Annotated in this window: 19 protein-coding genes; 4 read left to right on the top strand and 15 right to left on the bottom strand. The window is 64.1% G+C overall.

Annotation, left to right across the window (positions count from 1 at the left end; translation table 11 throughout):
- The 8 genes from F3J17_RS30440 to F3J17_RS30405 form a co-directional block, all read right to left on the bottom strand.
- Entirely contained in the window at positions 1-1,011 is a 1,011-nt protein-coding gene (locus F3J17_RS30440) for a GDP-L-fucose synthase (RefSeq protein ID WP_167068258.1), read from the bottom strand.
- 42 nt (positions 1,012-1,053) lie between these two features.
- The gene (gene gmd / locus F3J17_RS30435; RefSeq protein WP_167068255.1) at positions 1,054-2,169 is read right to left on the bottom strand and encodes a GDP-mannose 4,6-dehydratase; all 1,116 of its coding nucleotides are present in this window, start codon (positions 2,167-2,169) and stop codon (positions 1,054-1,056) included.
- Positions 2,170-2,213: 44 nt separating this feature from the next.
- On the bottom strand, positions 2,214-4,481 hold the full coding sequence (locus F3J17_RS30430; RefSeq protein WP_240161220.1) for a polysaccharide biosynthesis tyrosine autokinase: 2,268 nt from the start codon (positions 4,479-4,481) through the stop codon (positions 2,214-2,216).
- Positions 4,478-5,635: a polysaccharide biosynthesis/export family protein gene (locus F3J17_RS30425; RefSeq protein WP_240161219.1), complete on the bottom strand. Its 1,158-nt coding sequence runs from the start codon at positions 5,633-5,635 to the stop codon at positions 4,478-4,480. Before F3J17_RS30425 ends, F3J17_RS30430 begins: the two co-directional genes overlap by 4 nt.
- Positions 5,636-5,856: 221 nt before the next feature.
- A complete protein-coding gene (locus F3J17_RS30420) occupies positions 5,857-7,284 on the bottom strand; it encodes an undecaprenyl-phosphate glucose phosphotransferase (protein WP_167068252.1) in 1,428 nt (475 codons plus the stop codon).
- 57 nt (positions 7,285-7,341) lie between these two features.
- Entirely contained in the window at positions 7,342-8,799 is a 1,458-nt protein-coding gene (locus F3J17_RS30415) for a mannose-1-phosphate guanylyltransferase/mannose-6-phosphate isomerase (protein ID WP_167068415.1), read from the bottom strand.
- Between the two features lie 304 nt (positions 8,800-9,103).
- Positions 9,104-9,955, bottom strand: a complete 852-nt coding sequence (locus tag F3J17_RS30410) for a helix-turn-helix domain-containing protein (RefSeq protein ID WP_345891269.1) — start codon at positions 9,953-9,955, stop codon at positions 9,104-9,106.
- A 322-nt stretch (positions 9,956-10,277) separates the two neighbouring features.
- Positions 10,278-10,496 carry a hypothetical protein gene (locus F3J17_RS30405; protein WP_167068247.1) on the bottom strand — a complete coding sequence of 73 codons (219 nt, stop codon included), beginning with the start codon at positions 10,494-10,496 and terminating at the stop codon, positions 10,278-10,280.
- A gap of 464 nt (positions 10,497-10,960) precedes the next feature.
- On the opposite strand from F3J17_RS30405, the gene F3J17_RS30400 reads away from it, so the two are divergent.
- Together F3J17_RS30400 and F3J17_RS30395 are read left to right on the top strand one after the other, a co-directional pair.
- On the top strand, positions 10,961-11,671 hold the full coding sequence (locus F3J17_RS30400) for a hypothetical protein (RefSeq protein WP_167068244.1): 711 nt from the start codon (positions 10,961-10,963) through the stop codon (positions 11,669-11,671).
- A 134-nt stretch (positions 11,672-11,805) separates the two neighbouring features.
- The gene (locus tag F3J17_RS30395; protein ID WP_167068241.1) at positions 11,806-13,110 is read left to right on the top strand and encodes a glycosyltransferase WbuB; all 1,305 of its coding nucleotides are present in this window, start codon (positions 11,806-11,808) and stop codon (positions 13,108-13,110) included.
- Positions 13,111-13,266: 156 nt separating this feature from the next.
- Here F3J17_RS30395 and F3J17_RS30390 read toward each other — a convergent pair whose 3' ends face one another.
- From F3J17_RS30390 to F3J17_RS30380, 3 genes are all read right to left on the bottom strand, one after another.
- Positions 13,267-13,422, bottom strand: coding sequence for a hypothetical protein (locus F3J17_RS30390; protein WP_167068239.1), 156 nt, complete (start codon positions 13,420-13,422; stop codon positions 13,267-13,269).
- Positions 13,423-13,623: 201 nt separating this feature from the next.
- Positions 13,624-14,658, bottom strand: coding sequence for a hypothetical protein (locus F3J17_RS30385; RefSeq protein WP_167068236.1), 1,035 nt, complete (start codon positions 14,656-14,658; stop codon positions 13,624-13,626).
- 215 nt (positions 14,659-14,873) lie between these two features.
- The gene (locus F3J17_RS30380; RefSeq protein WP_167068233.1) at positions 14,874-15,560 is read right to left on the bottom strand and encodes an MgtC/SapB family protein; all 687 of its coding nucleotides are present in this window, start codon (positions 15,558-15,560) and stop codon (positions 14,874-14,876) included.
- A 141-nt stretch (positions 15,561-15,701) separates the two neighbouring features.
- On the opposite strand from F3J17_RS30380, the gene F3J17_RS30375 reads away from it, so the two are divergent.
- Positions 15,702-16,790, top strand: a complete 1,089-nt coding sequence (locus F3J17_RS30375) for an AGE family epimerase/isomerase (RefSeq protein WP_167068230.1) — start codon at positions 15,702-15,704, stop codon at positions 16,788-16,790.
- Between the two features lie 79 nt (positions 16,791-16,869).
- Here F3J17_RS30375 and F3J17_RS30370 read toward each other — a convergent pair whose 3' ends face one another.
- Positions 16,870-18,501, bottom strand: a complete 1,632-nt coding sequence (locus F3J17_RS30370) for a methyl-accepting chemotaxis protein (protein WP_167068227.1) — start codon at positions 18,499-18,501, stop codon at positions 16,870-16,872.
- Between the two features lie 296 nt (positions 18,502-18,797).
- On the opposite strand from F3J17_RS30370, the gene F3J17_RS30365 reads away from it, so the two are divergent.
- Positions 18,798-19,238: a PaaI family thioesterase gene (locus F3J17_RS30365; RefSeq protein WP_167068224.1), complete on the top strand. Its 441-nt coding sequence runs from the start codon at positions 18,798-18,800 to the stop codon at positions 19,236-19,238.
- An 82-nt stretch (positions 19,239-19,320) separates the two neighbouring features.
- Here F3J17_RS30365 and F3J17_RS30360 read toward each other — a convergent pair whose 3' ends face one another.
- The 3 genes from F3J17_RS30360 to F3J17_RS30350 all read right to left on the bottom strand — a co-directional run bounded on the left by F3J17_RS30360 (position 19,321) and on the right by F3J17_RS30350 (position 21,952).
- A complete protein-coding gene (locus F3J17_RS30360; protein WP_167068221.1) occupies positions 19,321-20,169 on the bottom strand; it encodes an ureidoglycolate lyase in 849 nt (282 codons plus the stop codon).
- A 53-nt stretch (positions 20,170-20,222) separates the two neighbouring features.
- Entirely contained in the window at positions 20,223-20,966 is a 744-nt protein-coding gene (locus F3J17_RS30355; protein WP_167068218.1) for an SDR family oxidoreductase, read from the bottom strand.
- Positions 20,967-21,088: 122 nt separating this feature from the next.
- Entirely contained in the window at positions 21,089-21,952 is an 864-nt protein-coding gene (locus F3J17_RS30350; protein WP_240161218.1) for an amidohydrolase family protein, read from the bottom strand.
- Positions 21,953-21,960: the final 8 nt, after the last annotated feature.

Below are 21,960 nucleotides of genomic sequence, written 5' to 3'. Positions count from 1 at the left end.
TCAGGCACTCACCAGACCGCGCACGGGCAGCGCGTCGTGCGTTTCGTGAGCGCCAAGGAACGCGTGATAGGCGCGTGCGAGACCATCCACCAGCGCGACGGTCGGCTGCCAGCCGAGCGCGCGCAGGCGTGCGCTGTTCATCAGCTTGCGCGGCGTGCCATCCGGCATCGAGGCGTCGAACTGCACCTCGCCGTCGTAATCGACCACGCCCGCAATCGTCTGCGCGAGTTCGGCGATCGTCACATCGCTGCCAAAGCCCACGTTGATATGGCTTTGCATCGGCGCGGTGCATTGCCCATAGAGCGCACGATCCATTTCCATCACATAGACGCTCGCGGCCGCCATATCGTCGACATAGAGGAATTCACGGCGCGGACGGCCCGATCCCCACACCTGCACCGCGCGATCGCCCTTGCTGCGTGCTTCGTGAAAGCGGCGGATCAGCGCTGGCACCACGTGGCTCGTCTGCTGGCTGTAGTTGTCGCCGGGTCCGTAGAGATTGGTCGGCATCACGCTGCGATAATCGGTGCCGTGCGACTCGCCGAACTGGCGGTTATAGCTCTCGCACAGCTTGATCCCCGCGATCTTGGCAATCGCATACGGCTCATTGGTCGGTTCGAGTTTGCCGCTCAGCAACGCGCCTTCGTCGATGGGCTGCTCCGCGAACTTCGGATAAATGCAGCTGGAACCAAGAAACAGCAGGCGCTGCACACCCGCGCGCCACGCTTCGTGAATCACGTTCGCTTCGATCATCAGGTTCTGATAGATGAAGTCGGCGGGATAGTGATCGTTGGCGAAGATACCGCCCACTTTCGCCGCGGCGAGATAGACCTCATCGATCGATTCGTCGCGAAAGAAGGCCCGCACCGCCTCCTGGCTCGTCAGATCCAGCTCAGCGTGCGTACGCGTGATGAGTTCGACGTCGGGCCGCATCGCCAGAATGCGCGCGATGGCTGCGCCGACCATGCCACGATGGCCCGCGATGTACACGCGCTTGCGTTTGTTCTCCATGATCCGCTCCTTGCTCTTGCAGTGATTCGTTATCACTCGCACTCATTCGTGATAGTCGTAGGCGACGTAACCGTGCTCTTTCACCAGTTCATCGCGCCCGGCCAGCTCGTAATCGGACCAGACCATTTCCTTCACCAGTTGCTCGAAGCTCGTGGTCGGCTCCCAGCCCAGTTTCTCTTTGGCCTTGGTAGGATCGCCCAGCAGCGTTTCCACTTCGGTCGGACGGTAATAGCGCGGATCGATACGCACGATCACGTCGCCTGGCGTCACGTGCTTGCCGTCGCGCACGCTGGCCACCGTACCGATTTCCTGCGCACCTTCACCGCTCCATGCGATCTCGATACCCATCTCCGTCGCCGCCGCGTCGACGAAATCGCGCACGCGATACTGCACGCCCGTGGCGATCACGAAATCCTCGGGATGTTCTTGCTGGAGCATCAGCCACTGCATCTGCACGTAATCGCGCGCATGACCCCAGTCGCGCTTGGCGTCGAGGTTGCCCAGATAGAGCGTCTTCTGCAGGCCCAGCTTGATGCGGGCAATGGCGCGCGTGATCTTGCGCGTGACGAAGGTTTCGCCGCGATTCGGGCTTTCGTGATTGAAGAGAATGCCGTTGCAGGCGTACATGCCATAGGCTTCGCGGTAGTTCACCGTGATCCAGTAGGCGTACAGCTTGGCCACCGCATACGGGCTGCGCGGATAGAACGGCGTGCGCTCAGTCTGCGGGATTTCCTGCACGAGACCGTATAATTCCGACGTCGATGCCTGATAGAAGCGCGTTTCCTTAGTCATGCCAAGGATACGGATGGCCTCCAGAATGCGCAGCGTGCCCAGACCATCGGCATTGGCCGTGTATTCAGGTTCTTCGAACGACACCGCCACGTGGCTCTGCGCCGCGAGATTGTAGATTTCCGTTGGGCGCACCGTCTGGATGATGCGAATGAGGTTGGTCGAATCAGTCAGGTCGCCGTGATGCAGCACGAAGTTGCGGCCCTTCTGATGCGGGTCTTGATAGAGATGGTCGATGCGGTCAGTATTGAACAGCGAGGCGCGGCGCTTCACGCCATGAACCTCATAACCCTTGTCGAGCAACAGTTCCGCGAGATAGGAACCGTCCTGCCCCGTAATGCCCGTGACCAGTGCAACCTTGCGTTCCATGATGGCGCTCTCCAGTGTGCGCGCACGTCCCGTGCGGTGTGATTTCAGTGCAATTCCACGGCATCCGCCGCGTAGGTGGGGAAATTCGATCCGTAGCCGAAGGGGCCGCGCGGCACGTCGGTGAGCACCACGCCCTTCACGGCAATGCCGCCATGACGCAGTCGCCGCACCGTTTCGCCGATACCGGACAAGGCATCGCGGCCATGACGGCAGACCAGCAGCGTCGCGCCCGCCCGGCGTGCGATCAGCGCGGCATCGGTCACGGCCAGCACCGGCGGCGTATCGATCAGCACCACGTCGTAGCGCGCAGAAAGCTCGTCCAGCAGCGAACGAAAGCGCTCGCTCATCAGCAATTCGGAAGGATTGGGCGGCACGGTGCCTTGCGGCAGCGCGTCGAGCCCCGGCAGCACGTTGCGGATCAGCGCGCTATCGAGATCCGCGCCCGCGATCACATCGGAAAGACCAGGCCGGCGGCGGATGTTGAGATACTCGTGAATATCGCCGCGCCGCATATCGCCGTCGACGATGACGGTGCGCTTGCCGCCCAGCGCGAGCACGGCGGCAAAGTTCACTGAAACGAACGACTTGCCGACCTTGTTGCGTGGCCCCGTGATCGCGACGATATTGTTGCTGGCCGCAAGCAGTCCGAACTGCATGGCGGTGCGCAGATTACGGATGCCTTCGATCGCCACATCGTGCGCCGCGCAACCGGCGAGCACGTGCTGGGCGCGCGTGCCGCGCTTCATCGCTTCGTAGATCTTCAGTTGCGCCGGGCTGCGCGGCACCACCGCATAGACCGGCACGCCGATAACATGCTCGATCTCCTTCGAGTTCTCCACGCCGCCAAACACCATCTTGCGACACAGCGCGATGCCCACGCCGACGAGCACGCCCAGCAAAGCGGAGAACAGCAGAATCACGGAGCGATTCGGCCGCACCGGATATTCAGGCGTGGACGCGTGATCGACCACGCGCACGCTGCCCACCTGCCCGGCCTTCACCACACGCAACTGCTGGGCGTTGTTGAGCAGATTGGTATAGAGCTGCGTGTCCACGCGCACGTCGCGCATCAGGCGCAGCGCGTTCTGCTCGGTGTCGGGCATCTTCTCCACGCGCGCGGAGAGATCGGCCATCTGCTGCCGCAGCGTGCCCATCTGCGCGTCGAGCGCGGCGACCGCCGGGTGCTTCGGCGTGAAGCGCTGGATCATCTCGTCGCGCTGCTGCTGGAGGTCGACGAGCTTGGTCTTGTCGTCCACCACCTGTTGCAGCAGCAGACGGCTTTCCTCGCTCAAATCGACCGAGCCGTTTTCATTGCGAAAGCGGTTGTACTTCTCTTCGGCGTCTTCGAGTTCCGCGCGCAGTTGCGGCAACTGCTGCTCCAGGAAAGCGAGCGTATGCTCGGCTTCGCCGGAGCGGCTATCGATGTTCTGTTTGACGTATTGCTCGGTGATCGTGTTGAGGATGAGCGCCGTGCGCGCGGCGTCGTTGCCATGCAGACTCACACCGATCATGCCTGACTGCTTGGCCCTTTCCGCCACCGTGAGATGACTCTGCAACTCGCCAGTGGCATGTTCGAGCGACACCTTGCTCACGCCGAACTGCGCGCCCGGGCGTGCCACGAGCGTATCCACGCGCATCGTCACCGTATCGCCGCCGAATTGCGCAGTCGCCGTCGTGCCCGCACGGCCATTGAGCACGAGCTGTCCGCCCTTCGTGACGAGGCTGTACGCATTGCCGCCCTGCGCGACCAGCACCACGCCTTCGCGCATCAAACGCGGCGGCAGATCGAGCGCGCTGATCGCCACCTGCTCGCCGCCCCACGCGTATTGCGAGAGACCGAAGCGGGGCGGCGCAAGCTCGCCGGCCGGCACATGCCGTGCGAGCGCCGCGCCGATCAGTGGAAAGTAATGTGGCTGCACATCGATATCCAGATGCAGCCGCGAAACGGCCTGGCCGACCACGAGATCCGAGCGCAGCAACTCGATTTCAGCCGCGGCCGTCCCGCTCCTGTCGAAGATCGAAGCCAGCTCGCCCAGCGAATCGCGGTCTTTCGACGACAACTCGTTGTCGAGAATCTGGATCAGCGACTGCGCTTCGTACACAGGCGTCGCGACGAAGGCATAGAGACCGCCCAGCAGCAAGGCGAGCACGGTCATCGCGAGAATCAGGCGCCAGCTTTCCGCGATGCGCGAAAACCACATCGATAGCGGCACATCCATTTGCGCGGCGAGCGGCTGCGTTTCCACCGGCGGCACGGCGCTCAGGTGTTCGGCAGCGGGCTCTCGAACGAGGCGAGGAGTAGGTGCGTTCATTTCGTCAACACCGCTGCGGTAAGGCCCGCGTTAATGGCCGGTAGAAGGAGATTCAGCACGCGCGAAAGGCGTACGAGCCCGTTGCTGTCGACATAGACGACATCGTTCGATTGCAGCTGGAACTGGTTGGCGAGAATCATCGACACCGGCGAGCGCGCGTCGAGGTGATAGACCTGCGGCTGGGTGCCTTCCGCGCCGCGAATCACATAGAGTTGCTGCGGATCGGCGGTATTCGAATCGATGCTGCCCGCCTGCGAAATCGCGTCGCTCAGCATCAGCTTGCCGTTGCGCATGGGCACCGCCGTCACGGGCTTCGACACTTCGCCCATCACGTAGACGCCGTTATCTTCTCGCGCCACCACACGCAGCAGATCGCCGTTGAGGAGGCGGATGCTCGCGGGGTTTTCGTTGCGAGCGAGCATGGCGGGCAGATCGAGCCGATACGACTTGCCGTCGCGCACCAGCACCATCTGGCTTTGATCGGCGTTCTTCGTGAAGCCGCCCGCACGCGCGACGGCCTGATAGAGCGTCATCGGCACGTCGTTGATAGCGAGCGAACCGGGCGACTGCACTTCACCGTCCACATAGATCTGCTTGGAGCGATATGAAACGATGCGCACCGTCACCTGCGGCTTCTGGTAGACCTCGGAGAGCCGCGTTTGCACGAGACGCTGCACGTCTTCGATATGCATGCCCGCCACATGCTCGCGGCCGACGTATGGAAACTGTAGATAGCCATCCTGATCAATCACGAAGCCGGGTGCCGGATCCGCCGAGCGTTGCGCCGACACGCTATTGGCCTGACCGCTTTGCGCGGCGATCAGCTCCGGGTGATCCCAGACGGTAATGTCGAGCACGTCGCCCGCGCCCAGCGTGTAATGCGCGGGCTGGCTGGAGGCTTCGAGCATCGTCCAGGTGTTGTCCGGCGCGGCGGCCGCGCGCAATTGCTGGATCAGCCGCAGATTGATTTCGGTGATGGGAATCTGCTCCTGAGCCTGTGCGGCATCGTTATCCGTGCCCTCGCCGGTCGGCAAGGTGGCGGGTTGCGACATCCGCATACCCGGCGCGGTCGAGCAGCCCGCGAGTGCGCCCGCAAGCGCGAGAATGGCAATGAGCGCCGCCAGTCCGCCGCGGCCCAGGCGGCGAGACAGCATTGAACGACGTAAAACGCGGCGCGCCGCGCGCATCGCGCCGCGTGCTCTTTGGCACGCGTGCAGGATGACGGCAACGATAAACCCTTCCAGCATCTGGATGAACACGATCATTCTTCCCCAACGTTGAGAGGAAACTCAGGACAACGATCGAAGACCCCGGATCAGACGCGATTTCCCCCCGCGCCCGCCATTTCCCGATCGCTGCAACCATGAAGGCGCGATCAATACGCGTTGCGATGCACGAGCCCCTTGAGAACGGTGGCCGCCACGATGCGCATGTCGAGCGCAAACGACCAGTGGTGAAGGTAGTAGAGATCGTGCTCGACGCGGCGCTCCATCTTTTCCACGCGATCGGTCTCGCCGCGATAGCCATTCACCTGCGCCCAGCCCGTGATGCCGGGCTTGATGCGGTAGCGATGGATATAGCCGTTGACGACCTTGCGATAGAGTTCGTCGTGCTCGATCGCGTGCGGACGCGGGCCGACCACGGACATTTCACCGCGCAGCACGTTGTAGAACTGCGGCAGTTCATCCATGCTCGTGCGGCGCAGAATGCCGCCGATCCTGGTGATGCGCGAGTCGTTGCGTGTGGCCTGCACGACCTGGCCCGCTACTTCGGTGTGCTGGCGCATGGTGCGGAACTTGTAGATGCGAAATACGCGGCCATCGGCGCCCATGCGCTTTTGCGTAAAGAACACCGGTCCCGTCGAAGAAAGCTTCACGGCAATCCCCACCGCGATAAACACAGGCAGCAAGGCGAACAGCGCTGCTGCCGCGAATACGCGGTCGAAAATCTCTTTCTTCGCAAGCGCATGAGCAGGCATGGGCGAGGCGACCAGATTCATCGCCGGCATGCCGATGAGATCGATCATGGCGCTGCCGAACAGCGCCATGCTGCGCACGTCCGGAATGAAGCGCACGTTCACCAGGTCGTCGCGAAACGCATTCACGCATTGCAGAATCGCCTGCTCCTCGCATAGCGGCAGCGCGAGCCACACTTCCTGAATGCCGTTACGTCGCACGAAATCGACGAAACTCGCGAAGTGATCCGGGCCTGCGAAGGCCGGCACGCCGATGATCGAAGCGCCACCCGCAGGCTTCGCATCGTAGGCCGCCATGGCGCGAAAGCCCGTGGCGGGCGCCTGCTGGATACGCTCGACGATATGCTGGCAGTGCTCGCCGCAGCCCACGATCGCCACGTTGCGCAGGTTCATGCCTGCATGACGCGCACGCGACAGCGCCGCGCGCACGATCAGCCGCGCCCCGACCATCGCCACTGCCGTGTAGCCGATCCACCAGCTAAACCACAGGCGCGAGACGGCATCGGCGCGATGGACCGCGAACATCATCACCAGTGCGCAGACGTCCACCACCATCCACGCCAGCACGACCTGCGAAACAAGCCGCAGAATCGAACGGCCGCGCCACGATTGATACACGCCGAACACGGGAAACACCGCCAGCGTGAACGCACAGGCGAACAGGGCGAACGCGCCCTCCACACCCTGCGAGATGCTATCGGTGGCGTGCAGGCTCGTGGCGAGCCGCGCGCAGACGACGATCAGCGTGACGTCCAGCACGCGCGCCAGTACGCCTTGCACGCCGCCGAACGAGGCCGGGGATTCCGGCACGAACTCGATGGTACTCATGGCCCGACTCTCCAGTTGCGAGCGCAACGAATGCGCTCATTGCCTGCTCGGGTGCATTCAGGCCCGGCCGTAGGTGTCATCGAAGCGCACGATATCGTCCTCGCCCAGATAGGCCCCCGATTGCACTTCGATAATTTCGAGCGGCAATTTGCCGGGGTTTTCCAGACGATGGCGCACGCCGATCGGAATGAAGGTGGACTCGTTCTCGCTCAACATGAACTGCTCGTCGCCGCGTGTGACCAGCGCCGTGCCGCTCACCACGACCCAGTGCTCCGCGCGGTGGTGATGCAGTTGCAGCGAAAGCTGCGCGCCGGGCTGCACGACGATGCGTTTGACCTGGAAGCGCGCGCCCTTGTCGATCGAGTCGTAATAGCCCCAGGGGCGGCGCACCTTGCGGTGCGTGTTGGCCTCGGGCGCATGCAGCGCCTTGATCTTCGACACCAGGCCCTTGACGTCCTTCACCTGTGACCGGTCGGCCACCAGCACGGCGTCGTCGGTTTCCACCACCACCACGTTGCTCACGCCCACGCAGGCCACCAGACGCCCTTCGGAGTGCGCGAGGCTCGAAGTCGAGTTCTCGAACATCACGCGGCCGCGCCCAACATTGCCGTCCACGTCTTTGTCGAGCGCGTCCCACACGGCGTCCCACGAGCCCAGATCGGACCAGCCCGCATCGAGCGGCACCACCACGCCAGGCGCAAGCGCCGGATCGGTGCCCAGGCGCTCCATCACGGCGTAATCGATCGAGTCGGACGGCGAGGTCTTGAAGTAATCGCGATGCGGGCGGAAGAACGCGCCGTCGTGCTGACCCGATACATAGGCTGCCATACAGGCCTCATGCATCGCGGGTTGCAGATGCTGGAGCGTGTCCAGCCAGACCGATGCGCGAACAACGAATATGCCGCTGTTCCACCAGTAATCGCCGGTATCGACATAGTGCGCGGCCAGTTCCGCAGCGGGCTTTTCGACGAAGCCCGCGATATTGCGCGCGCCGTCTTCGAGCGGCTTGCCCAGGCGGATATAGCCGAAGCCGGTGTCGGGCCGCGTGGGCGGCACGCCCAGCGTGGCAATGGCGCCCGCCTCCGCGTAACGCGCAGCGCGGCTAACCGCTTGCTGGAACGCCGCCAGATCGCCAATCGCATGATCGGCTGGCATCGCCACGACGATGGCGTCGCTGCCTTGCGAACATGCCGCGGCGCAGGCCAACGTCAACGCGGGCGCGGTATCACGTCGTTCCGGCTCGACGATGATGGCAGCCTTCGCGCCGCCGGCGCGCGTCTGTTCGGCGGTGAGGAAGCGATGCTCGTCGCCGCAAACGACGATCGGTTCGGGCACGATCTCCCACGGCGTCGGGAAGCCGTCCAGACGGCGCATGGTCGATTGCAGCAGCGTGTCCTGCCCGATCACGCCAATCAGTTGCTTGGGGAACTGCTCGCGTGACATCGGCCACAGTCGCGTACCCGCACCGCCCGCCAGCACCACGGGCACGATACGCAGCGTAGGCACATGTGTCATCGGCGCGCCCGGCGTACTCACATCGAGTACGTCGACGGTCACGAACACCGGTGCCGCCTGGAATCCCGCACGAGCGGTTTCCACGGGCTTTGCGATTTTTCCGTAATCGATTTCCATCGCTTCGTACTCCTATCATGTATAGCGAGTTGAAACCGCCGGGGCAGCGCTGCGCTTACGCGCAGGCGCCTCGCCCGTCGTCGAAATGGAATGCGTGTGCTGTCTTCGCCTCGCACGGCGTTGCGCCGCGCGTTACGTACAGTTAGCGCTGGACCGCGCTATTCAGGTGAGTTCGCCAGTGCGGCGCTCATTGACCAATCGCGTCGTCCACCCGAACGCGGTGACGGCTGCGATATTCGGTGGGCGACACGCCCAGCCGGCTGCGGAAGACCTTCGAGAGACGGTCGCCATCGCGCATGCCGCTGCGACGCGCGATCTTGTCCACTGGCAGATCGGTGTTGACGAGCAACTGGCAGGTCAGTTCGAGCCGCACTTGCAGCAGGTAGTCCGAGGGCGTCATGCCGAGCACGTCCTTGAAACGGCGCAGGAAATTGCGTTCGCTCATTGCGAAAGCCTGCGCTGCGTCCGCCACGGAAATCGCGCGTTCGCAGTTCTCCTGCAGCCAGCGCGCCGACGCCCAGACCTTGTCGCCCGACGTGGGCCGCGAGGCATCGGCAAACAGCGCCGAAAGCCGCGTGGAAAGACTCGGCAACGCGCGCTCGCCCACCTTGCGCGCGGCGTCCGCGCCCATGTCGCGGCGAATCAGCACGAGCGCTGCGCGCAGCGCTTCGTGGTGGTCGTCGGCGGTCGCGTCGTCTTCCGGACCCGCGAGACGCACGCGCTGACCGAACGGCGCACCGCCCTGCTCCGATTCGAGACCGGCCGCTTTCAGCAACTGATGGCCTTCGCCAATCGCGCGCACTTCGTCACTCGCCGGCACCACGCGATGCAGCCATGCCTTCAGGCGAGCGTCGCCCAGTGCATTGGCCACCGCACGACCACCGCCGATAAAAAGCGCGTCGAAACCGCGGATGCACGAATCGCCCACTTCGTCGATCGCGGACGTCGCCAGCTTGAGCGACGACGAACAGGCCACGGCGCCCCCCTCTACCGAGAGCAACCACACGCGATACGGCAGGGTCCTCGCGCCTTCGGACATTGCAATATCGTTGGCCAGCTGAAATACCTCTGCCACCATCCCCGCGCCAAGCAGGGAAAAACCTTCAAACAACACAATCCCGATTTGCCGAGTAACACTTTCCCGGGTGACTCGCGTCGCGGTGTTTCTGGCCGATAGCGACGCGGCCGAACCTCGATCATCTATAACGACGTATGCCATGACTGTTCCCCAATGTGGACGGTCCGCTGGCTCCCTTGTTTCGCATTCCGCGATGCGATTTTATTGTTCCGTGTGCAGTGCATCATAGCTGTTCGAAATGCATTGCGCGTGACGTGACCGAATATGGCGAGGTGTTGGCGGATCAATAAACCGGATATTTATGTGCGGCTTCGCACATTGATAAGACGAGTGCCGGGCGCAATCCGCTGTTAAAACAACCGAAAGTGATTCGATAAAAAAGCGCTCGCTGGCACAGTTGCGGCATCGGAATTTCGTGATTTTCCACCATCGTAATGGTGCGTCGCAACATCTCAAAACGAGCGATTTTATAAGGCTTTTTGGCCGATTTCACCTGATTCATGACGCATCAGAGCAGAGAAATCTATTTGTCTGATTAAAATCGCGAAGCTGCTTTCGGTTTGTCGAAAAGAACGGATTTTGACCGTCTAAGCAGTAACTGTTCCATTCAGAGCCATTCTTTCCAATTTTCATCCGAGGAATAAAGTTATCAATCGAAATATAAAAGCGGGTTTTCCCGTACTTTTCCTTACCGCGTCGATAAAGTGCGAAAAAACCACGGGAAAATTTGCTTTTGTATGGTGCATGGCAAAAAAATTACGGGCACATTTACCGTTCGCGGTCGCCGTGGATGGCCGATTACGCCGAAGACTTGGCGACGGAGGCATTCACGCGCGTAGTAAGGTGGGCCGAAAACCTTGAAGCGGGCCGCGTCCGATCTGGCGTGGCCATTCCTGGCGGCGCACCATCGCGTAACGAAAAAAAGGCCCGGCGATGAACACAGGGGTAAGGACTGAGAGCGGCCTCATGGACGAATTCGTCAGGGAATTCGTTGGCGTGGTGCCGGCGGATCTCCTCGCGAGCATTAATGCAGCCATCGAAGCCGCGCGTCACGAATGGCAGCCACCCGATGGGCGGCGAGCATCGGCGGCCGCACGTCAGTTCGCCGATGCGATGCGACTGCACGATGCCTTCAGCGCGATGGAGGCGCAGGTTTGCGCGGCGGCGCGACTGTGGATCGGCCAGACGATGGCGCGAGAGCCAAACGACGCGCCCCTTCATGTGCTGCGCTGTGTCGGGCCTCGCATGGCCGCGCAGAGTTATCTGCGCCATTTCGATTCGCATGTGCTGACCGTGCTGATTCCGCTGCAACGCGCCCCCGACGGCGATCAAAATGGCGATCTGATCGTGCACGTGCGCCGCAACGAACCGCTCGCTCCGCTCATGCATCTAGTCACCAAGGCCTGGCTCTTTTTCGAACATGGCCTGCCATTCGCCATGCGCCGCGCGCTCGTCAATAGCGGCTTCGGCATGCGTCATTGCCGCCGCATCCGGTGCGAGCCGGGCAATGCCTATGTGTTCAACGGCTTCGTCACGCTCCATCACAATCTGCATGTCGCGGACGGCGAGCGCCGCTCGCTCATCATTCACCACTACGACGCGGGTCTCGAAGCCAGACTGCGCACCATGCTGCGCATCGTGCGTCACGTGCGCGACCGTCTTGCTGGGTACTCCTGATCGATTAATCCCCTTCTCCCGGCGATTGTCCGATCGCCGCGAGATCGTGGCGGGCGCGCCGGCGTTTTGTCGCTCCATAATCGGCCACTCATGAGCGATGGTCCGGTAGTTCCCACAGCGCGCACGGAGGCCCAGTGAAGATCCTGATCTACGGCATCAACTACGCACCGGAAATGACCGGGATCGGCAAATACACTGGCGAGATGGCCGCGTGGCTGGCCTCGCGCGGCCATGAAGTGCGCGTGGTGACGGCGCCACCCTACTATCCCGAGTGGCGCGTGACACAACCGTACTCGGCGAACCGCTATGCGAGCGAATTGCGCGACGGCGTGCGGGTTTCGCGCGCGCCTTTGTGGGTGCCGTCGAAGCCACGCGGCAAGGGCCGTCTCGTGCATCTCGCGAGCTTCGCGCTGTCCAGCCTGCCGCTCATGCTGCGCTTCGCCTTCTGGCGTCCCGACGTGGTGTTCTGCGTCGCGCCCAGCCTGCTCAACGCGCCGACGGGCTGGCTTGCGGCGCGGCTGTGCGGTGCGCACGCCTGGCTCCATATTCAGGACTTCGAAGTAGATGCCGCATTCAAACTCGACATCCTGCGCGGATCGTGGCTCAAGCGCACGGCGCTGGCAATCGAGCGCACGCTGCTCAAGCGCTTCGACAGCGTTTCGACGATCTCCGGCAAGATGCTCGAACGTGCAGCCGACAAGGGCGTGCGTGCCGCGCAACTCGTGCGCTTTCCCAATTGGGCCAGCACGGATGCGATATTTCCGCTCGAACGCACGAGCCGTTTGAAGGCGGCGCTGGGCCTCGCACCCGACGCCGTGGTCGTGCTGTATTCGGGCAATATGGGTCTGAAGCAGGGCCTCGACGTGCTGACCGACGCCACGCTCGCGCTCAAGGATCAGCCGGATCTGGCTTTCGTGTTTTGCGGCAGCGGCCCGGCGCGCGCGGCTATTGAAGCGGCTTGCGGCAAGTTGCCGAATTGCCGCGTGATCGACCTGCGGCCCGTCGAGGAACTGAACGAGCTGCTCAATCTCGCCGATATCCACGTCCTGCCGCAGCGCGCCGATGCCGCCGATCTGGTGATGCCGTCCAAGCTCACCGGCATGTTCGCGAGCGGTCGCGCGGTGATTGCGATGGCCAGCGCCGGAACCGAACTGCACGACGCGGTCGCGCCACGCGGCATGGTGGTGCCGCCCGGCGACGCGCGCAGCCTCGCCCAGGCAATCCGCGCACTGGCCGACGATCCGGCTCGGCGTGAGAAATACGGCCGCGCAGGCCGTGCGTTCGCGGTGGCGTCGCTTTCGCGCGACGCGGTGCTGGAGGATTTCGAGGCGCGGCTACGCGCGGCACGGGCCGCACGCAGGCAACCGGGGATTGCGCGTGCCGAAGTGGAAAGTCCGCCCGCGCTGGAACCGGCGCATGACGCAAAACGTTCGGGCTGAGGGCAGACGGCGCTTTTTCAGGCGCCAGATGCAACAAAGCCGGCTCTTTGACAAGAACCGGCTTCGTTCGCTTCGTTTCGATCAACCAGCAGATGGGCGGTCAGTGCCCCGATTGCGGTCAGATCGTCGTAGCGATGGACAACAGTGATGAACAGCTTAGTCGCGCGGCAGACCGAACGGTGCGTAGTGCGAGCGGCGGATGCGTTCGGCTTCGCGGGCACGCGCAGCGTACGAATAATCGGCATCCATCGGCAGGTAGGGCGACGCGAAAAAGTCGTCCACCTTCTGGAGCAGTGCGAGGATAAAGCTCATGATGACTCCTGGTTAGGCGGAAGTTAAGGGTTTTCCCTGACTGAAAGCATTATAGGGTTTTCCCTGAGCCAACACCAGTGCAGTGCAACAAAAAAACCGCGGCGCGGCGTCGCAGTCCGTCAGTAGGCCTGCCTATGCGTTGCGTCGAGGCAACACATAGGCATCCTGCTATTTAGGGGTCGGAAAGAAACGACGGATCGTTCAGTTTTTCGGCGTCTGACGCGTGCCCGACTGGGCGTGAGTTTTGGCTGCGGCGCGAGAGGCAGCCTTCTCCTTCTCGGCCTTTTCAGCGGCTTTGGCCTTGGCGGCGTGCGCGGCGTGGCGCGTGGGAGCCGATGCCGATTGCGCGCGAGCCGGCGCCGCAGCGGCCGGTGTCGCAACCACCGGGACCGCGGCCTCGACCGGCGGCGGCGCATCCAGGCGCGCCGTGAGCTTGTCCAGCGCGGCCTGCTGGTTCTGCAGCAACAACTCGATTCGTTGCTGCTGGGCCTGCGAATCGGCGGAAAAGTTGGCCAGCATGGTGGTTTCCACCACCGCCACGACCGTCGTCACCACGAGGGCCGCCACGGCCGCCGTGAGCATCCACTTCGTTCTGCGCGCCTGTACGGCCAGCGAGCCGGCAAGATCCGCAGGCGAGGTGTTATCCGCGTGCTCGTGGACCGGACCATGCACCGCCGCCTCGAAATCCGGGGCGTGCACGACCGAGCTCAAGTGCGCCGGACTGCCGCTTGCGCTCGTCGGTGCGTAGGAGAAGCCGCTTGCGGGCTTCGCGGCGGCCTCGGGCGGCACTTCGGCAGGTATGGGTGGCTCGACCGTCTCGGCGGCTGCGGCCTGAGTGGACACAACGGCTTCCTCGGCTGCAACGGCGGTTTGCGCGGGCGCATCGGGTTGCGGCGGATCGACGTGGAAGTACGGCTCGGCGGGATCGGCCAGCGAATCGAGCGCCGCTTCCTGCCCGAGTGGTGCGGTTTTCTGCCGCGCGGCGCGGCGGGCGGCAGGCGACGCCATCGCGCGGCTGATTTTCGGGCTCACCCCCTGGGCCGAGCCGATGAGCTCAGGCGCGGGGCCGTCTCCAAATAGATCGAGGGTGGGTTCGGCGGGCTGGGCGTCCAGTGCGGCGCTGGTTGCGGCGTCAGGTGACGCTGCGCGCCGGCGGGAAGTCGTGCCGCGCGCACTGCGCCCGGCTTCCGACGATTCATTCTCTGCGTTGTCTGCGTAATCTGCTTGATCGGCCATGGGTCAACGATGAGGCTCGCTTCGGATGAACTCGCGTCGCGCGGCGGTCTAGCCTGGCCGCAGCGCGACAGCCGCGATCGCTCTTCGGGCGCCCGTCCGTCGACCCCGTCGATCGGCCTTGCGCGCCCTGGACAGGCATCTTAGCCGCAAACGTTGCCGGTGTGCGTCCCTAAAATATGAAGTATCCATGACGCATCGACGCAATCTTCAAACCGTCAGTTCTGCGGCCCGTCCTCGCGAAACTCCTTGACGACGTCCAGCTTGCGCAGCGCCGTGCAGATCGCCTCGTACTCCATCGACGACACGCGCGCCAGCACGATCATCACCTCGTCCAGCTCGGGCGAATCGTCGCTTTGCTGCACCACGAACTGCTTGACGCGCGGGCTGGAAGTCCCGAGCGCGTCGTGCAGCGAATGGAAGGTAAGCGTGCCGCGCTGGACCAGCAGCGAGATCTGCCGACGCTGCCGGAACGTGATGAAGCGGCGTTCCAGCGGTTTGATGCCCGCAAGAATGATGAGGATGATCAGCGTTGCCGCGATCGAGGCGGTATAGAGACCGCCGCCCACCGCCAGGCCAATCGCCGCCACCGACCACAGGCTCGCCGCCGTGGTCAGGCCGCGTACGATCTCTCCGCGCAGCAGGATCGAGCCCGCGCCCAGGAAGCCGATGCCCGAGACGACCTGCGCCGCCATCCGCGACGGGTCGAGCACGACGTGATCGGCGCTGAGCACATCGGCGAAACCAAACGCCGACACGATCATGATGAGCGCCGACCCCACGCACACGAGCATGTGCGTGCGCAGCCCGGCGGCCCAAGAAAGCCGTTCGCGTTCGAAGCCGATGACGCTGCCCAGCGCCGCCGCGATGATGAGCCGCGAGATGAGTTCCCAGTTGTTCAACATGGTGTCGTTCTCCTTGTCGTTGACTTTGTTGCTTTGTCGGCCTGCTTTGCGGAGCAAGCTTTAGAAAGGCATCGATTCGAGACGGATCGCGCCGCAGCGTACAATCGGCGCCAACGAATTCGCCTTGCGCACACGCTCTTCATGAACGCATTCACCGGCGCAGCCAGCCTGCGCGATCACTACGACCGCACCATCCTGCCGCTGTGGCGCGGCCCGGGCTTCAATGCCACGCTGCGTCTGCCGCACGAGGCCATCGACGCCACGGGCGCGGCAGCCTTGCCCGACGCGCGCTATCGCGCCATGGCCTGCGCCCGCCAGCTCTTCGTGTTTTCGCAGGCCGGCGATGCCGCTCACGCGCATACGCTGTTCGAATCGCTGCGCCATACCTTTCAGGACCGCACACGGGGCGGATGGTTCTACAGCGTCGATCCGCAAGGCGCGCCGCTCGACACAACCAAAGACCTCTACACGCACGCCTTCGTGGTGTTCGCGTGCTCGGCCTATGGCCAGCGCTTTGGCGTAAGCGAAGCGCTCGATACGGCGCGCGAGACCTCCGCGCTGATCCTCGACCGCTTCAAGGCGCCCGACGGCCTGCTGCAATCGGCCCTCGACGCCTCGTTCGCGAACGTCACCGGCGGCCCGCTGCAGAACCCGTTGATGCATCTGACCGAAGCCTGGCTCGTGGCCCGCGACGCCACCGGCGACGCCGCCTTCGACACCGCCATCACGCGGCTGTGCGAAGCGCTTGCACGCGGCTTCCTGCACACGCCCACGGGCTGTATCGCCGAATTGCCGCTCGGCGCGGCAGGCAACCGGCTGGAGCCGGGACATCAGTTCGAATGGTTCTGGCTTGCGGCGCAGGCCGGCGAGAAGCGACTGGGCGAGTCCGGGCTACAGGACGCCCTCGTGCGCGCCTTCGCCTTTGCCGTGAAGCACGGCGTGGACCCGCTCACCGGCGCGGTGGCGGCGGCCACCGATGAAAGCGGCCGCGTGACCGACGCCACACAGCGCATCTGGGCGCAAACGGAATATCTGCGCGCGATCGCCACACATGGCGATACCGTTGTGCGCGCAACCTTAAGCGGCCAGATCGAAAGATTCGCCGGACGTTTTCTGACGCCGCAAGGCTGGATCGAATGCCGCAGCGCGAACGGCGACATCGCCCGCGCCGATATGCCGTCGACCACGCCCTATCACCTGCTCACGGCATACAGCGCGCTGGGGCGATAAAACGCAAAAAGGGCGGCTCACTGTCGTGGCCGCCCTTTCTTCAGGCTGAAGCGCTGACCGTCTAAACGGTCTGAAAAGCTCAGGCCGTCGCGAACGCCCCGTCCGGCTCCTTGCGCGACGCGCTAGCCGTCATCTCGGCGAGATGACGTCCTTCGGCCAGCACCGCCGGCGAAATCTCGAACGCCGCCACGGCTTCGGCAAGCTGGCGCGTCTGCTGATGCAGCGAAGCCGCGGCCGCCGCCGCTTCCTCCACCAGCGCCGCGTTCTGCTGCGTCATCTGGTCCATCTGCGACACAGCCGTATTCACCTGATCGATACCCGCGCTCTGCTCCAGCGACGAGGCGCTGATGCCCGCCATCATCTGCGTGGCGCGCGAAATCGAGGTCGACACTTCGCGCATCGATTCGCCCGCGCGCTCGACCAGTTCCGAACCGCCGCGAATCTGCGAGACCGACTCGCTGATCAGCGTCTTGATTTCCTTGGCCGATTGCGCGCTGCGTTGCGCGAGACCGCGCACCTCGCCCGCCACCACGGCGAAGCCTCGGCCCTGCTCGCCCGCGCGCGCCGCTTCCACCGCCGCGTTGAGCGCCAGAATATTGGTCTGGAAGGCGATGCCGTCGATCACGCCGATGATCTCGGCGATCTTGTCCGAGCTTTGCGCAATCGCGTGCATGCGCTCGACCACTTCGCCCACCACCGCGCCGCCGCGCGAAGTCGCGTCGAGCGCGGCTTCGGCCAGTGCGTTGGCTTCGCGGGCGTTTTCGGCGGTGTTGCGCACCGTACCCGTGAGTTCTTCCATGCTGGCCGCCGTTTCTTCGAGCGACGCGGCCTGCGACTCCGTACGGGCCGACAGATCGGCGTTGCCGGTGGCGATTTCGTCCGCGCCCACGTTGATGCCGCCCGCCGTTTCGCGCACCGTATGCACCGTGCGCGCAAGGCTCGCCTGCATCATCGCAATGCCGCGGAACAGCCGGCCGATTTCGTTATCGCCGCGCGCGGCCACGGTTTCGTCCAGACGCCCGCGTGCGATGCGGTCGAAGTGACGGCCCGCCTCCTCAAGCGGCTCGACCACGCCGTTGCGCAGCCCGAAGTGCACGCCAGTCGCCAGGGCGATCAGCCCGATCAGGATCACGATGCCCACGCTCTGGAACACGGCGAGGCGCGAATCGATCGACTCCAGCGAGCTTTTGCTGGCCGCTGCGCTGAAACGCGCGAATTCCTGCAGCTCAGCCAGGTAAGCGTCCTGATAGGACTGCGTCGGCTGGTCGAGGAAGGCCTGAATGTTGTTGGCGTTCAGGTCGTCGACAAGCTCGGCGAGCGCCTTGTGATAGACCTGATAACGCTGACCGAGCGCCGCCACGCGGGTGCGGTCCTCGTCGTTGATCGGCTCGACGGCGTTGAGCGTGGCGAACGACTGGTCGGCGGCCGTCAGCTGCTCCTGGGCGTGGCCGATGATGTCGGTCGGCGCTGCGCCGCCGCCTTTGATCAGTCGGGTGCCCGCGCGCGACAGGTTGATGCGCGCGTCCATCAAATGCTGGGTGGTTTCGTTGGCGGCGCTGGCCTGACGCAGCGCGACTTTGGAGAGGTCCTTGACGTCGTCGTGCGTGCGGGTGAGCGACCAGAAGCCGAGCCCCTCGGTCACGAGCTGAAGTACGCAGAATGCGACTAGAACGCATAGAAGGCCGGATGCGACCTTGATCTTGCTGAACATCTTGAACACCTGGGATGGCAGTGAGTGTGGGATCGGCGAACGCATGGGTGTCGCGCGCGCCTGCACTGGGGTTTACGGCAGGGGCAAACGTTGTATTGAGCCTAAAAGTGTGAAATTTCAGCATCAAAACAGCGACAGATCGTTTCAAAACGGCAATCCGCCTGCTTTCTCGACGATTCCCTTCGTTTCCCGCAACAATTCCTGAGGCAACGGCCTCCGATTCACCTTGCGCCGCCGCAACTCGCGTCCTAGTGTGGTTATGAATTGATGCGGGCGCAGTCCCGGGGAAGGCTTCCATGACCGATCTGGTTGACCGCGCACGCGGCGCGCTGATGGCGCAGCCGTTCAGCATGTTGCTGGGCACTGAATTGATGCACGTCGGCCCCGACGAGCTGACGCTACGCCTGCCCGTACGCGACGATCTCAAGCAGCAGCACGGCTTCGTGCACGGCGGCGTAATCTCGTATCTCGCCGACAACGCGCTGACCTTCGCGGGCGCGCTGGCCCTCGGGCCGCGCGTCGTCACGGGCGAATACAAGATCAACTACCTGAGGCCGGCGCTCTCGGGCACGCTGATGGCGCGGGCGCGCGTGGTCCACGCGGGGCGTCAGCAGGCGACCTGCCAGTGCAGCGTGTTCGTGATGGAGGACGGCGGCGAGCGGCTGGTCGCGCTCGCGCAGGGAACGGTCAGCAGGATGGGCGACGCGAACGGCGAAACGGTGCATTCACCCGTGTGACGGACGCTGCAAGGCGAAACGTGTCTGAAACGAAAACGGCCGCGAAACTTCGCGGCCGTTTGTCCATGTGCGCAGGAAGGCGTTATTCCGCCGCGCGCGTCTTCTGCTGCTGCACGCCCAGGCCTTCGATGCCCACGCGCACGGTCTGCCCCGCCTTCAGGAACACGGGATTCGGCTTCACGCCCATGCCGACGCCCGGCGGCGTGCCGGTGGAAATCACATCGCCCGGCTGCAGGCTCATGCACTGCGACACGTACGACACGATCTTCGCGACCGTGAAGATCATCGTGCGCGTATTGCCGTTCTGGTAGCGATGACCGTCCACTTCGAGCCACAGCGATAGATTCTGCGGATCGGGCACTTCGTCGCGCGTGACGAGCCACGGCCCGGTCGGGCCAAAGGTGTCGAAACCCTTACCCTTGTCCCACTGGCCGCCGCGCTCGATCTGCCATTCGCGCTCGGACACGTCATTGACGATGCAATAGCCCGCCACATGATCGAGCGCCTCGGCCTCGCTCACGTTCTTCGTGTGCTTGCCGATCACCACGCCCAGTTCCACTTCCCAGTCGGTCTTGGTCGAGCCACGCGGGATCTCGATATCGTCGTTCGGGCCGACGATGGCGCTCGTCCACTTGTTGAAGATGACCGGCTCGGCGGGGATCGGCATGTTCGATTCGGCGGCGTGATCGGCGTAATTCAGGCCGATGCACACCATCTTGCCGATGTGGCCCACGCAGGCGCCGATGCGCGGATCGCCCTCGACCAGCGGCAGCGTTTGCGGATCGATCGTGCGCAGTTGCGCGAGGCCCGCGTCGGAGAGCACGTCGCCCGCGATATCGGCCACATTGCCCGAGAGTGCGCGGATACGGCCCTGGGCGTCGACCAGACCCGGCTTTTCGTGCCCCTTCGGGCCATAGCGAAGCAGTTTCATCGTCTATCTTCCTCGTCTCTTCACAGATTCTTTTTGCGCACGGCAGCGCGGCTTCAATTCGACCAGCCGCCGTCGATCACATGCGCCTGGCCGGTCGTAAACGCCGATTCGTCCGACGCAAGATAGAGCGCCAGCGCGGCGATTTCCTCGGTCTTGCCCACGCGGCCCATCGGCTGACGCGCGACGAAGGCGGCGCGCGCCGCGTCCACGCTGGTGCCCTGCGCCGCCGCCTGTGCGGCGATACGCTCCTCCAGCGAGGGCGACGCCACGGTGCCCGGACAGATCGCATTGCAGCGGATGCCGCGCGTCACGAAATCGGCGGCCACGGCCTTGGTCAACCCTATCACAGCGGCTTTGGACGCGCCGTAGACGAAGCGGTTGGGCACGCCCTTCACGCTCGACGCCGCCGACGACATATTGATGATCGAGCCGCCGCCCGCCTCCAGCATCGCGGGCAGGAACGCGCGAATGGTGCGAAACATGGCCTTGGCGTTCAGATCGAAGGCGAAGTCCCAATCGGATTCGCTCGCTTCGAGGATCGATCCCGCGTGCACGAAGCCCGCGCAGTTGAACAGCACGTCGATGGCGCCCAGTTCCTGCGCGAACGAGGCGATGGACGCGCTATCGCGCACATCGAGCGTACGCGCTTCGACGGGCAGTTTCGCGAGTGCGTCGATACGCACGTCCGTCGCAATCACGCGCGCGCCTTCGCGTGCGAACAGTTCTGCGGCCGCGTAGCCGATGCCCTGGCCCGCTGCGGTGATCAAGGCCGTCTTGCCGGCCAGTCGTTGTCCCATCGTCCACTCCGGTCGATACGGTGAAAAACGTGAATCCCGCGAATGCGGCCATTATGGCGAGCCGCTTTGCGTCGCGGCGCTTTCGGCGGCCTTGTCTAACCGGCTGGACGGCGGCGGAGACGCTACGCCGCCGCGCTCAAACGATAAAAAGCCGCCGCGTTGCCGCCGAAAATCGCCGCACGTTCGTGCGCGCCGAGATGGGCGAACACGCGCTGGGCGCTGGCGTGCCAGCGCGCGTAATCGCCGTTGAGATTGAGCACGGGCCAGTCGCTGCCCCACATCAGACGATTCGCACCGAAACTCGCCAGCAGATGCGCGATGTAAGGGCGCAAGCTGTCATCGTCCCAGCCGGGCCCAGCTTCGGTGGCGAGGCCCGAGACCTTGCCGCACACCTGCTCGAAACGCGCGAGCCGCGCGATGGCGTGCGCCCAGGCGTCGAAACCCGCTGCGCCGTCGCGGATCGGCGGCTTCGCGCCGTGATCGATCACCACGCGCAGCGCGGGATAGCGCGCAAGAAAACGTTCTAGCGCCGCGGCATGACGCGTGAAGATCAGCGCGTCGAAAGCGAGGTCGTGCGCGATAAGCGCCTGCACGCCCCGCGCGATATCGGCGGTGGCGATCCAGTTGTCGTCGGGCAAGTCTTGCAGCATCGGGCGCACGGCGCGCAGCTTGGGTTCTTGCGCGAGATCCGCGATGATTTCCGGCGCCTGCGGGTCGTCGAGCGGGACCCAGCCCACCACGCCCGCAATTGAAGCGTCGGCGCGCGCGAGGTCGAGCAGATAGCGCGTTTCTTCGAGCGTCGGCGCGGCCTGCACGACCACCGTGCGCGCCACGCCGCAACGCGCGCGCAGCGGCGCAAGATCCTCGGGCAGAAAGCGCCGATAAAGCGTGGTGAGTTCGGGCGTGAGCCAGCCATAATCGCCGCGCGCCGGGTCCCAGTAATGCTGATGCGCGTCGATGGGTTCGGCGTCTGCTTGAGCGGTCATCGCAGCGG

The sequence above is a fragment of the Burkholderia sp. Ax-1719 genome (assembly GCF_011753055.1).
Taxonomy (GTDB): domain Bacteria; phylum Pseudomonadota; class Gammaproteobacteria; order Burkholderiales; family Burkholderiaceae; genus Paraburkholderia.
The sequence above is the reverse complement of the archived record's forward strand: the minus strand, read 5'-3'. Positions and strand labels throughout refer to the sequence as shown.